The sequence below is a fragment of the Amycolatopsis suaedae genome, assembly GCF_004214935.1.
GTDB classification, from domain to species: Bacteria; Actinomycetota; Actinomycetes; order Mycobacteriales; family Pseudonocardiaceae; genus Amycolatopsis; species Amycolatopsis suaedae.
Window position 1 is genome coordinate 331254 of sequence record NZ_SFCC01000006.1, and the last position, 12067, is coordinate 343320.

The following is a 12067-nucleotide window of genomic DNA, read 5'->3' on the forward strand; positions in this document are numbered from 1 at the left end:
CTCACGCCACCTCCTTCGCGGTGAACACGGCGAGCTGGGTCGGCGAGCCGACCTCTGGGTCGTCGGTACCGACCGGCAGGTACCGGACGGCATAGTCGCGGCGCGTGGCCACGCCGTCGGCCCACTCGCGGAACTGGGCACGCGTCCACTCGAACCGGTGATCGCTGTGCCGGAAGTGGCCGGCGGGCAGGGCCTCGAACCGCACGTTGTACTCCGAGTTGGGGGTGGTGACGACGACCGTGCCCGGCCGGGCCACGCCGAACACGGCATGCTCCATCGCGGGCAGCCGCTCCTGGTCGATGTGCTCGATGACCTCCATCAGCACGGCAGCGTCGTAGCCGGTCAGCGACGGGTCGGCGTAGGTCAGTGCCGACTGCCGCAGGCTGATCCGCGAACGGCTGTGCTCCGGCAGGCGGTCCAGCCGCAGCTTCCGCTCGGCGACGTCGAGTGCGCGGGCCGAGACGTCGAGCCCGACGATCTCGGTGAACGACGGCTCGCCCATCAGCACCTTCAGCAGCGCGCCGCCGCCGCAGCCGAGGTCGAGCACGCGCCGGGCACCCGCCGCGCGCAGCACCGCGAGCACGCTGCCCTGCCGCTGCACGGCCAGCGGCACCGGCTGGTCCGGTGCCTCGGTGATCTCCGGCTCGGCCAGCGCGTCGGGAAGGTCGCTGGCCTCGGCCAGCCGCTCCAGCGCGTAGTCGACGATGGGCCTGCGGTGCACCAGGTAGCGGTGGGTGATCAGCTCGCGCTCCGGATGCGCCGCCAGCCAGCCCTCGCCGACGCGGAGCAGCTTGTCGGCTTCGTCCTGACCGATCCAGTAGTGCTTGCCGCCGTCCAGCGCCGGCAGCAGCACGTACAGGTGCCGGAGCGCGTCGGCCAGCCGCAGCGTGCCGTCCAGCGTCAGGTCGACATAACGAGATTCACCCCATTCGGGGAACTCCGGGTCCAGTGGTACGGGGATCGCCGTGACCTGCCAGCCGAGCGGCTCGAACAGCCGCCGGGTCAGGTCGGCGCCGCCGCGGGCGGTCAGCGACGGAACCCGGATCCGCAGCGGGAGCGGGGTTTCGGCCAGTTCCGGACGCTGGTCGCAGCGGCCCTTCATCGCGGTGCCGAACGCCGTGCGCAGCGCGACGGCGAGGAGTGAGCCCGCGGCGTACGGACGGTCGTTGACGTACTGGGTGAGCTGGGCGCGGTCGCCGCGCACCAGCGCCACCGAGTCGACCTCCACCTGCAGCGCCGCCGTGCACTCGGTCTCGGTGGCGCGCGGGAAGAACACGTGCGCGCGCCCGGCCGACAGCGTGACCGACCGGGTCCGCTCGGGATGCTTGAACAGCAGGAACCCGAGGTCGGTCGCGGGCCGGTGGGTGGTGGTGATCGTCAGTAGCACCCGGTCAGTGTGCCGGACCTACCTTTGCGGCACAGGTGGTTTTCGGCATGAGAGGCTTGGTACATGGCCAACCGACTCGCCGCCGCGACCAGCCCGTACCTGTTGCAGCACGCGGACAATCCGGTCGACTGGTGGCCGTGGGGCCCCGAGGCGCTGGCGGAGGCGAAGCGCCGCGACGTGCCGATCCTGCTGTCGGTGGGTTACGCGGCGTGTCACTGGTGCCACGTGATGGCACACGAGTCGTTCGAGGACCAGAACACCGCGACGCTGATGAACGCGCACTTCGTCAACATCAAGGTGGACAGGGAGGAGCGGCCGGACATCGACGCGGTCTACATGACCGCGACGCAGGCGATGACCGGCCACGGCGGCTGGCCGATGACGTGCTTCCTCACGCCGGAGGGCACGCCGTTCCACTGCGGCACGTACTACCCGCCGACGCCCCGGCCGGGCATGCCGTCGTTCCCGCAGCTGCTCGTCGCGGTCGCGGAGGCGTGGCAGCAGCGGCCGGACGAGCTGCGGACCGGCGCGGCGAAGATGGTCGAGCACATCGCCAGCAACACCGGTCCACTCGATTCGTCCACTGTGGACGCCGACGTGCTGGCCGCGGCGGTCGAGACCCTGCACGGCGAGGTGGACCGGGAACGCGGCGGATTCGGCTCCGCGCCGAAGTTCCCGCCGTCGATGGTGCTGGAGTTCCTGCTGCGGCACCACGAGCGCACCGGATCGGGTAAGGCGCTGGCCGTCCTGCAGCCGACGATGGACGCCATGGCGCGGGGCGGGCTGTACGACCAGCTCGCAGGCGGCTTCGCGCGATACTCGGTGGACGCGGACTGGGTGGTGCCGCACTTCGAGAAAATGTTGTACGACAACGCCTTGCTGCTGCGTGTCTACGCGCACGTCGCGCGTGGCTCGGGACTGCCGCTGGCGCAGCGGGTCGCCGAGGAGACGGCCGGGTTCCTGCTGCGGGGGCTGCGGACCGAGCAGGGCGGCTTCGCAGCCTCGCTGGACGCCGACACGGACGGCGTCGAAGGTCTGACCTACGTGTGGACACCCGCGCAGCTGGTCGACGTGCTCGGTGCGGAGGACGGCCGGTGGGCGGCGGAACTGCTGTCGGTCACCGAGGCCGGGACGTTCGAGGAGGGCGCGTCCACGCTGCAGATGCGGTTCGATCCGGACGACCCGGCCCGCTGGGAGCGGGTGCGTGCGGCGCTGCTGGAGGCCCGTGCGGCACGTCCGCAGCCCGCCCGCGACGACAAGGTGATCGCCGCCTGGAACGGTCTGGCGATCACCGCGCTGGCCGAGGCCGGCGTCGCGCTGGACCGTCCACAGTGGGTGGAGGCCGCCGTCGCGGCTGCGGATTTCCTGCTGTCGGCGCATGTCGTCGACGGAAGGCTGCGGCGCAGTTCGCGGGACGGTGCCGTGGGTGACGCGCTTGGCGTACTCGACGACTACGGCTGCCTGGCCGAGGGTTTGCTGGCGTTGCACCAGGCGACGTCGGACGGCCGCTGGCTGACCGAGGCGACGGGCCTGCTGGACGTCGCACTGGAACGGTTCGCCGTCGAGGGGCAGCCCGGCGCGTACCACGACACGGCTGACGATGCCGAGGTGCTGGTGCACCGGCCGGCCGACGTCGCCGACAACGCCAGCCCGTCCGGCGCGTCGGCCCTGGCCGCCGCGTTGCTGACGGCGTCCGCGCTGGCGGGTCCCGAACGGGCAGGTCGCTACCGCGAGGAGGCCGAACTGGCCGTTGGCCGCGCCGGCCTGCTGGCCGCGCGGGTGCCGAGGTTCGCGGGAAACTGGTTGTCCGTCGCGGAGGCCCTGCTGTCCGGGCCGGTGCAGGTGGCCGTCGTCGGCCCGGACGCCGCCAGCCGTGCCGGCCTGCTGCGGGAGGCCGCGCGGGAGGTTCACGGCGGCGGCATCGTGCTCGCCGGGGCGCCGGACGCCGAGGGCGTGCCGCTGCTGGCGGACCGCCCGCTGGTCGACGGCGGTGCGGCGGCCTACGTCTGCCGTGGCTACGTGTGCGACCGCCCGGTCACCAGCGTCGACGATCTGACCGCCGCCCTGGTCTGAGCCCTCAAGCTCGTGAAGGCCACCTTCACCACGTCAGACGTAATGAAGGGGGCCTTCACGTGCTTTGGGGCCCGCTCAGGTTCGCTCGGAGTGAAAGCCGTACCGATCACCTCGACGCAGGCGTAGCTTGTGTATAGACGTAATCATGTAATCAGCGAGGTGAGGGCAATGGGGCGTGGCTGGCGAAGTGGTGGAAGAGGCGGCTGGCAGCAGGCGGAGGTGCCGCCCGCGGACGACGCGGCCGACTGGTTCGGCGGCAGGCTGCCGGACGAGTGGTTCACCGGGAAGCCGTCGGTGACAGTCGACCGGGAGGAGATCCTGGTCGTCGGTGAGCTGCCGCCGCTCGACGGCGAGTACGACGAGGCAGGCCGGGCCGCGGCCGAGTCCGGCCGGATCAGCCGGTTCCGCGAGCAGACTCGCGACGACCGCATCGAGATCGCGCGGCAGGCCGAGCACCGCTACCGCCGGAAGGTGTCCTGGGGCGCCCGGCTGGGCAGCACGCGGGAGTTGTTCACCACGGTGTCGGCACCGGTGATGACCCGGCTGCGGCAGCCGGAACGGCTGGTGCTGGACACGCTGGTCGACTCGGGTGTGGCGCGGTCGCGTTCGGAGGCGCTGGCCTGGGCGGTCCGGCTGGTCGGCGAGCACGCCGACACGTGGCTGACCGAGCTACGCGAGGCCATGTCGAAGGTCGATGACCTGCGCGCGAAGGGGCCCGATCTGGCCTAGGTGCCCATATAATTTCGTTATGGACAGCTGGGAGATCGCACAGGTCAACATCGCCCTGCCGACGGTTCCGCTGACGCAGCCGGAGCTGAAGTGGTTCGTGGACGCGCTGGAGCCGGTCAATGCCGTCGCCGACGCGGCCCCCGGCTTCCGCTGGCGGCTGCAGACCGAGGACGGTGACGCCACGGCTGTCCGTGCCTTCGGAGACGATCGGATCATCGTCAACATGTCGACCTGGGCGTCGATCGAGGCGCTGGCCGACTTCGCCTACCGCAACCCCGAGCACCTGGCCGTCTTGCGGCGCAAGCGCGAGGGCTTCGAGAGGCTGGGGCGGCCGCACATGGTGCTGTGGTGGGTGCCAGCGGGCCACCGTCCGACGGTGGCGGAGGCCGAACAGCGGCTGGATCACCTGCGCGAGCACGGACCCACCCCGTGGGCCTTCACGTTCCGCCAGCCGTTTCCCGCGCCCGGCGCCGAGGTGCAGGCGTCGGAGGAGGACTGGTACTGCCGAGCGTAGATCAGGGCCAGCTCCAGGAGGATGCCGTCGCCGGATTCGCGATTGGCCGGATGGCAGGTGCGGAGCAGCTGCTCCAGCCGCCGGATCGTCGCCTCGTGACCGAGTGCGGCACGGGACAACTCCTGGGTGAAACCGGGAAGGTCGACGAAGTCGGCGCCGTCGATGACCAACACGGGCAGGTCGTCGCGCTGGCTGGTCATGGCATCGTGCTGTGACCTAGGGGTACATGGCCAGCCAGATCGCGATGTAGTGCGACGCGGCGGCCAGGACCGTGCAGGCGTGGAAGTACTCGTGGTAACCGAACGTGTCCGGCCAGTGGTTGGGCCACTTGGTCGCGTAGAAGATCGCCCCTGCCGTGTAGAACAGGCCGCCGACCAGCAACAGAACGAGAGCGGCGACGCCGGCGTGGGCCAGCAGCTCGGGCAGCACGAAGATGGCCACCCAGCCGAGCGCGATGTAGATCGGCACCCCGAGCCAGCGGGGTGCGCCGGGCCAGAACAGCTTCATCGTCACGCCGAGCACCGCGCCGCCCCAGACCACGCTCAGGACGATGTACCCGGTCGACTGCGACATCGCCAGCAGGCTGAACGGTGTGTACGTGCCCGCGATGAACAGGAAGATCATCGAGTGGTCGGCACGCTTCATCCATTTGTACGCCGCCGGGCTCCAGATGCGCCGGTGGTACAGGGCGCTGACGCCGAACACACCGAGCACCGTCAGTCCGTAGACGGAGGTGGCCAGCGCGGCCAGCCCCGACACCGTCGAGGCGGCCAGCGAGATGAGCACCGCGGCTGCCGCCACGGAGCCGAAGAAGGACCAGAAGTGGATGTGTCCGCGCAGTCGCGGCCGGCTCTCGGGGCCTGGGGCCGGGGCGGTGTCGGTCGCAAGGCTCACAGTCCCCAGGCTACGGCACCGTAGGTTGGATTCCCGTTGTTCCGTGGCGAGTCCCACGGCGGCGGCCGGGACGCCCGCGCGTACCCTGCTCTGACGTGAAGCTCCGGAAGTTCCTCTCCGACGTCGTCTACAGCGTGTACGGGCGGCGCCTGATCCAGCAGGCCAAGGGCCGTCATCCCCGGCACATCGCGATCATGCTGGACGGCAACCGCCGCTGGGCGCGGGAGGCCGGGTTCACCGACGTCGCCGACGGTCACCGGTTCGGCGCCAAGAAGATCGCCGACTTCCTGCTCTGGTGCCAGGAGGCGAACGTCGAGGTCGTCACGATGTGGCTGCTCTCGACCGACAACCTCGGCAGAGCCTCCGAGGAGGTCGAGGCCCTGCTGGAGATCATCCCGGACGTCGTGGACGAGCTGGCGGCCGCGCCGATGCCGTGGCGGCTGCGCATCGTGGGCGCGCTGGACCTGCTGCCCGCGGAGACGGCGGCGCGGCTGCGGGGCGCCGCCGAGCGGACCGAGGGGCGCACCGGCATGGAGGTCAACGTCGCCGTCGGCTACGGCGGGCGGCAGGAGATCGCCGACGCCGTCAAGAAGCTGCTGCTCCAGCACGCCGACGAGGGCACCTCGATCCGCGAGCTGGCGAAGGTGCTCGACGTCGACCACATCTCCGAGCACATGTACACCTCGGGCCAGCCCGACCCGGATCTCATCATCCGGACGTCGGGGGAGCAGCGGCTGTCCGGTTTCCTGCTCTGGCAGTCGGCGCACTCGGAGTTCTGGTTCACCGAGGCGTACTGGCCCGCGTTCCGGCGGGTGGACTTCCTGCGTGCGTTGCGTGACTACGCGTGGCGGCACCGGCGATACGGCGCCTGAACAGCGAGAAAAGGGGCCCGGACGGGTGTCCGGGCCCCTTTTCTTGGCGTCAGTCGCTCAGTGTTCGTCGAACGAGCCGAGGATCAGCGCGGGGGTCGTGGCGATACCGGTGTAGGCGCCCGCCACCAGGGAGGCAGCACCGTAACCGAGTGCGCCGCCGCCTTCGATGAACGTGTAGTAAGCCTCTTCGAAGGTGACGCCTCCGTCGCCGTCGCCGGCCGGGGATGCCGGGGCCGCGAACGCTGTTCCACCGACCATCATCAGGCCAACTGCGGTGGCGGCCACAAAACCAGCCTTCTTCAGCACTGTCGCACACTCCTGTTGTCGGGAATGGGAAACGGGGGAGTTACCGACGATCCGGTGTGTCCCTCGCCTCGAAAAGTACCCCTCAGCAGGGCATCGTGACCGTTCGGTTACACGATTGTGTGAGCCGTTCGGGCTATTGATCACCCGGTTCAGCGGCCATTTCTAATTCGGCCGTGCGCCATTCTCTGACGCGTGTTAAAGCGCCGGTAATTCAGTTTCCGGAGTCGGTTTTGTAGATCGTATCGGTGAGGGCAATACGAATGGGCCAGCTCGACCGGGTGGTCGATCACGGACGGTCACGGCCTGTGTCGGACGACTGACGGTGAGATGACGAATCGGCGAATCACCTGTGTGGCTGCCTGCACGATTCCGGATGCGCAGGTAGCTTCCGAAGGTGATGGACCGCGAACCCAGGCGGGCCATCGCGGGAGGCCCTGGTCGTGGCAGTGGTAGAGGGAACGGCGAAGCCGTTCACGATACGCACGAGGGGGCCGGCACCCGGCCCTTGTGGCCGCATGAGCTGACGCTCCGGCGTCGGGGAGAGCGGACCAACCAGGGCGGTGCCCGGCCCAGCGAGTGCGGGCGTGGTGCCACGCCCACGAGGGAGATGCCGTCGTGACTGCGCAGCGTTTGCCCCGTAAGGCCTCCGGCCGTTCCTCGACCAGTGCCATCGGCACTGAGAAAGCGTCGAATTCATCCCCTGTTCAGCGCTGCACCTACGTGCTCGACACGTCGGTTCTGCTCTCCGACCCGTGGGCGGTGACCCGGTTCGCCGAGCACGCGGTGGTGCTTCCGCTGGTCGTGATCAGTGAGTTGGAGGCGAAGCGGCATCACCCCGAGCTGGGCTGGTTCGCCCGCGAGTCGTTGCGATTGCTCGACGACCTGCGGCGTCAGCACGGGCGCCTGGACGCTCCGGTGCCTATCGGCACCGACGGCGGCACCCTGCACGTCGAGCTCAACCACTCGGACCCGACGGTGCTGCCGCCGGGCTTCCGGACGGACTCCAACGACCACCGGATCCTGGCCTGCGCGCTGAACCTCGCGGTCGAGCTTCACGCAGTCACCCTCATCACCAAGGACATCCCGTTGCGGGTCAAGGCCGGCGCCGTCGGCCTCGACGCCGACGAGTACCGGGCGCAGGACGTCACCCCGTCCGGCTGGACCGGTATGGCCGACTTCGAAGTGGGCAGCGACCTCGTCGACGCCCTGTTCGCGGACGGCCCGGTCGATCCACTCGACTACGACCTGCCCGAACTGTCCGAACTGCCCTGCCACACCGGGTTGCGGCTACTGTCCGGCAGCTCCAGCGCTCTGGCCAGGGTCACCGCGGACAAGAAGGTGCGGCTGGTCCGCGGCGACCGCGAGGCGTTCGGCCTGCACGGCCGGTCCGCCGAGCAGCGGGTCGCGCTCGACCTGCTGCTCGACCCGGACGTCGGCATCGTGTCGCTGGGCGGCCGGGCGGGCACCGGTAAGTCGGCGCTGGCCCTGTGCGCAGGCCTGGAGCAGGTCATGGAACGCCGGGCACACCGCAAGGTCGTCGTCTTCCGGCCGGTGTACGCGGTCGGCGGGCAGGATCTCGGCTACCTGCCCGGCTCGGAGAGCGAGAAGATGCAGCCGTGGGCGCAGGCGGTCTACGACACGCTCGGCGCGCTGGTCAGCGAGAACGTCCTGGACGAGGTCATCGACCGGGACATGCTGGAGGTCCTGCCGCTCACCCACATCCGCGGGCGCTCGCTGCACGACGCGTTCGTCATCGTCGACGAGGCCCAGTCGCTGGAGCGCAACGTGCTGCTCACCGTGCTGTCGCGGCTGGGCACGGCCTCGCGGGTGGTGCTCACGCACGACGTCGCCCAGCGTGACAACCTGCGGGTCGGACGGCACGACGGCGTCTCGGCGGTGATCGAGAAGCTCAAGGGCCACCCGCTGTTCGCTCACGTCACGCTGACCCGTTCGGAGCGCTCGCCGATCGCCGCGCTGGTCACCGAGATGCTGGAGGACCACGGGTAACCGCGGCCTGCCGCCGCGCCCTCAGTCGAGGGCGCGGCGCAGGAAGCCCTTGATGCCGATGGCGCCGAACAGCCCGATCGACCCGGCGATGACCAGCAGGTCGATCCACAGCGGGATCGCCCGCACGGTGCCGCCGAGCAGCACGTCCCGCATGCCCTCGCTGACGTAGGTCAGCGGGTTCAGCGCGCAGACGACCTGGAACCAGCGCAGGTTGTGCAGTTCTGCCCAGGGGAACTGGGTGGAGCCGGTGAACATCAGCGGCACCAGGATCACCGCGAACATGATGTTGATCCGGCGCGGCGTGACCAGGGTGCCGATCGTCATGCCGATGGCCGCGCCGACCAGTGAGCCGAGCACGATCAGCCCGAGCATCGCGGGCCACGCCGACGCCGGCCAGTGCACGCCGTCGAGGATGATGAACCCGACCGGGATCATCAGCAGTGCCGCGAGCACCCCGCGCAGCGCACCGAACACCATCTTCTCGATGGCGACCAGCGGGATAGGCAACGGTGCGAGCAGGCGGTCCTCGATCTCCCGCGTCCAGGAGAAGTCCATCACCAACGGCATGGTCGTGTTCTGGAGGGCGCCGAGGAACCCGTTCAGCGCGACGATTCCCGGCAGCAGGATCTGCACGAAGTCGCCCTGCACGTAGCCGATCCCGGTGAGCACCACGCCGAAGATGAAGAGCATGAAGAACGGCTGGATGATCACCTGGGCCAGGAACGGGCCCAGCTCGCGTCCGGTGACGAAGATGTCCCGCCACAGCACGGCGAAGAACGTCCGCGTGGCCACACCGGCCCCGGCACGGGGGTTCACCGCAGGTCCCTTCCGGTCAGGTGGATGAAGACGTCCTCCAGGCTCGGGGTGCCGATGGACAGGTCGTGCACGTCGCAGCCCAGTGCCGCGAGTTCCTTCAGTACCAACGGAAGGACCGCGGACGGTTCCGCCGCCGTGTAGAGCCGGAACTGGGCGTTGCCGTCCTCTGCGGACTGTGCGGCGATCGGCTCGACCCGTTCCACCGAGTCCACTGCGGACAGTGTGGTGGCGATCCGGTCCCCGTTGTGGTCGCCCAGCCCTACGGTGGCGGTCAGGGTCGTGCTGCCCGGCAGCGAGCGGGTCAGCGCGGCGGGGGTGTCCAGTTCGAGTAGCTTGCCGTGGTCGACGATGCCGATGCGGTCGCACAGTTTGCCCGCTTCGTCCATGTCGTGTGTGGTCAGTACGACCGTGACGCCCTCGTCGCGCAGCTCGGCGACGCGTTCGTGCACGAACAAGCGCGCCTGTGGGTCCAGCCCGGTGGACGGCTCGTCCAGGAACAGCACTTTCGGGCGGTGCATCAGGGCGCGGGCGATCATGACGCGTTGCGCCTGCCCGCCGGACACGAAGTCGATGCGCCCCTTCGCCTGATCGGCGAGGCCCATGCGGTCCAGGATCTCGTCGGCCCGCCGGGTCCGCTCCGCACGCCCGACCCCGTGGTACCGCGCGTGGAACAACAGGTTCTGCCGGATGTTGAGCGAGCGGTCCAGGTTGTTGCGTTGCGGGACGACGGCCAGCAGCTGCCGGGCGGGACTCGGCGTGCGCACGACGTCGACGCCGTGGATCAACGCCGAGCCCGACGTCGGCAGCACGCGGGTCGTCAGCACGCCGACGGTCGTCGTCTTGCCGGCACCGTTCGGGCCGAGCAGGCCGAACACCTCGCCCTCGCGCACGGCGAAACTCAGCCCGTCCACCGCGAGTGGAGCGTTGCGGCGGTAGCGCTTGACCAGATCGGTCACGACAACGGCGTCAGTCACGCCCTCAGCGTATGCCGCACCGCAAACGGAAAACCCAGGCCAGAAAGGACAAAGCGGCTACCAGCCGGCGGGCAACGGCCGTCCCTCGGCGAAACCGGCCGCCGACTGCACACCGAGCACGGCGCGCTCGTGGAACTCCTCCAGCGTGCGGGCACCGGCGTAGGTACACGCCGAGCGCACGCCTGAGCCGATCGAGTCGAGCAGATCCTCGACGCCGGGCCGCTGCGGGTCCAGGGCCATCCGCGACGACGAGATGCCCTCCTCGAACAGGGCCTTGCGTGCGCGGTCGAACGCGTTGTCGGTGCGGGTACGCGCCCCGACGGCCCGCTTCGACGCCATGCCGAAGGATTCCTTGTACGGCCTGCCGTTCTCGTCGTACCGCAGGTCGCCGGGCGACTCGTGGGTGCCGGCGAACCAGGAGCCCACCATGGCCGCCGACGCGCCCGCCGCCAGCGCCAGCGCGACGTCACGCGGGTGCCGCACACCGCCGTCGGCCCAGACGTGCTTGCCCAGCTCGCGGGCGGCGGCCGCGCAGTCGGCCACCGCGGAGAACTGCGGCCTGCCGACGCCGGTCATCATCCGGGTGGTGCACATCGCGCCCGGCCCGACGCCGACCTTGACGACGTCCGCGCCCGCGGCGATCAGGTCCCTGGTGCCCTCGGCGGTCACCACGTTGCCGGCCACCACGGGAACCGACGGCGAGATCGACCGGACGGCCTTCAATGCGGAGATCATCTTCTCCTGGTGGCCGTGCGCGGTGTCCACCACCAGCACGTCCACCCCGGCGTCGAGCACGGCCTCGGCCTTGGCTGCCACATCACCGTTGACGCCGATGGCCGCGGCCACCCGCAGCCGGCCGAGGTGGTCCAGCGCGGGGGTGTAGATCTCCGCCCGCAGCGCGGCGACGTCGGTGAGCACGCCGGCCAGCCTGCCGTCGGCGTCGACGCCCAGCGCCAGCTTGCCGCCGTGCTCGTGCAGCCGTTCGAACACCTCACGCGGGGCCGTGTCCAGGTCGGTGACCAGGGCGGGTGTGACGACGTCGCTCAGCCGGGAGAACCGGTCGACGCCCGCGCAGGCGGCCTCGTCGACGACGCCCACCGGGCGGCCGTCGGCGTCGACGACGACCACGGCGCCGTGGGCCCGCTTGCCCACCAGGTTGAGCGCGTCGGCGACCGCGTCACCACCGGTCAGCACCAGCGGGGTGTCCCACACCGCGTGCCTGCTCTTGACCCAGCTGGTGATCTCGGCGACCGCGGCGGGGTCGACGTCCTGCGGCAGGACCACCAGGCCGCCGCGGCGGGCGACGGTCTCGGCCATCCGCCTGCCGGCGACGGCGGTCATGTTGGCGACCACGATCGGGAACGTCGCTCCGGTGCCGTCGGCGGTGGAGAGGTCGACGTCGAACCGCGACTCCACGTCCGAGCGGTTCGGCAGGAGGTAGACGTCGTCGTAGGTCAGATCGTGGGCGGGGCGGTGCCCGTCGAGGAAGCGCACG

General features: G+C 70.2%; 12 protein-coding genes. 6 read left to right on the top strand and 6 right to left on the bottom strand.

Annotation, left to right across the window (positions count from 1 at the left end; translation table 11 throughout):
* Position 1: 1 nt before the first annotated feature.
* Positions 2–1387, bottom strand: coding sequence for a 3' terminal RNA ribose 2'-O-methyltransferase Hen1 (locus tag EWH70_RS14095; RefSeq protein ID WP_130475803.1), 1386 nt, complete (start codon positions 1385–1387; stop codon positions 2–4).
* 63 nt (positions 1388–1450) lie between these two features.
* On the opposite strand from EWH70_RS14095, the gene EWH70_RS14100 reads away from it, so the two are divergent.
* The 4 genes from EWH70_RS14100 (at position 1451) to EWH70_RS35465 (ending at position 4918) form a co-directional block, all read left to right on the top strand.
* Positions 1451–3460 carry a thioredoxin domain-containing protein gene (locus EWH70_RS14100; RefSeq protein ID WP_130475804.1) on the top strand — a complete coding sequence of 670 codons (2010 nt, stop codon included), beginning with the start codon at positions 1451–1453 and terminating at the stop codon, positions 3458–3460.
* Positions 3461–3628: 168 nt separating this feature from the next.
* Positions 3629–4189: a hypothetical protein gene (locus EWH70_RS14105; protein WP_130475805.1), complete on the top strand. Its 561-nt coding sequence runs from the start codon at positions 3629–3631 to the stop codon at positions 4187–4189.
* Between the two features lie 19 nt (positions 4190–4208).
* Positions 4209–4703 (top strand): DUF3291 domain-containing protein, encoded by a 495-nt coding sequence (locus tag EWH70_RS14110; RefSeq protein ID WP_130475806.1) that lies wholly within the window; start codon positions 4209–4211, stop codon positions 4701–4703.
* Between the two features lie 50 nt (positions 4704–4753).
* Positions 4754–4918 (top strand): hypothetical protein, encoded by a 165-nt coding sequence (locus EWH70_RS35465; protein ID WP_165436270.1) that lies wholly within the window; start codon positions 4754–4756, stop codon positions 4916–4918.
* A gap of 1 nt (position 4919) precedes the next feature.
* On the opposite strand, the gene trhA is transcribed toward EWH70_RS35465, so the two are convergent.
* Positions 4920–5597, bottom strand: coding sequence for a PAQR family membrane homeostasis protein TrhA (gene trhA / locus EWH70_RS14120; protein WP_205669121.1), 678 nt, complete (start codon positions 5595–5597; stop codon positions 4920–4922).
* A gap of 95 nt (positions 5598–5692) precedes the next feature.
* On the opposite strand from trhA, the gene EWH70_RS14125 reads away from it, so the two are divergent.
* The gene (locus tag EWH70_RS14125) at positions 5693–6469 is read left to right on the top strand and encodes an isoprenyl transferase (protein WP_130475807.1); all 777 of its coding nucleotides are present in this window, start codon (positions 5693–5695) and stop codon (positions 6467–6469) included.
* A 57-nt stretch (positions 6470–6526) separates the two neighbouring features.
* Here the strand turns inward: EWH70_RS14125 and EWH70_RS14130 are convergent, their stop codons facing one another.
* Positions 6527–6775, bottom strand: a complete 249-nt coding sequence (locus tag EWH70_RS14130) for a hypothetical protein (RefSeq protein ID WP_130475808.1) — start codon at positions 6773–6775, stop codon at positions 6527–6529.
* Between the two features lie 669 nt (positions 6776–7444).
* On the opposite strand from EWH70_RS14130, the gene EWH70_RS14135 reads away from it, so the two are divergent.
* Positions 7445–8782, top strand: a complete 1338-nt coding sequence (locus EWH70_RS14135) for a PhoH family protein (protein ID WP_420809058.1) — start codon at positions 7445–7447, stop codon at positions 8780–8782.
* 21 nt (positions 8783–8803) lie between these two features.
* On the opposite strand, the gene EWH70_RS14140 is transcribed toward EWH70_RS14135, so the two are convergent.
* Genes EWH70_RS14140 through guaB1 form a run of 3 tightly spaced genes read right to left on the bottom strand, consistent with a single transcriptional unit; the run spans position 8804 to position 12066 of the window.
* Positions 8804–9598: an ABC transporter permease gene (locus EWH70_RS14140; protein ID WP_240686974.1), complete on the bottom strand. Its 795-nt coding sequence runs from the start codon at positions 9596–9598 to the stop codon at positions 8804–8806.
* On the bottom strand, positions 9595–10572 hold the full coding sequence (locus EWH70_RS14145; RefSeq protein WP_130475810.1) for an ABC transporter ATP-binding protein: 978 nt from the start codon (positions 10570–10572) through the stop codon (positions 9595–9597). Before EWH70_RS14145 ends, EWH70_RS14140 begins: the two co-directional genes overlap by 4 nt.
* A 57-nt stretch (positions 10573–10629) precedes the next feature.
* Positions 10630–12066: a GMP reductase gene (gene guaB1 / locus EWH70_RS14150; RefSeq protein WP_130475811.1), complete on the bottom strand. Its 1437-nt coding sequence runs from the start codon at positions 12064–12066 to the stop codon at positions 10630–10632.
* Position 12067 lies beyond the last annotated feature (1 nt).

Bases quoted from the DNA above. Each gene is read 5' to 3' on its own strand.
- EWH70_RS14110 (WP_130475806.1), top strand. From the start codon at position 4,209: ATGGACAGCTGGGAGATCGCACAGGTCAACATCGCCCTGCCGACGGTT.
- EWH70_RS14105 (WP_130475805.1), top strand. From the start codon at position 3,629: ATGGGGCGTGGCTGGCGAAGTGGTGGAAGAGGCGGCTGGCAGCAGGCG.
- EWH70_RS35465 (WP_165436270.1), top strand. From the start codon at position 4,754: ATGGCAGGTGCGGAGCAGCTGCTCCAGCCGCCGGATCGTCGCCTCGTG.
- EWH70_RS14100 (WP_130475804.1), top strand. From the start codon at position 1,451: ATGGCCAACCGACTCGCCGCCGCGACCAGCCCGTACCTGTTGCAGCAC.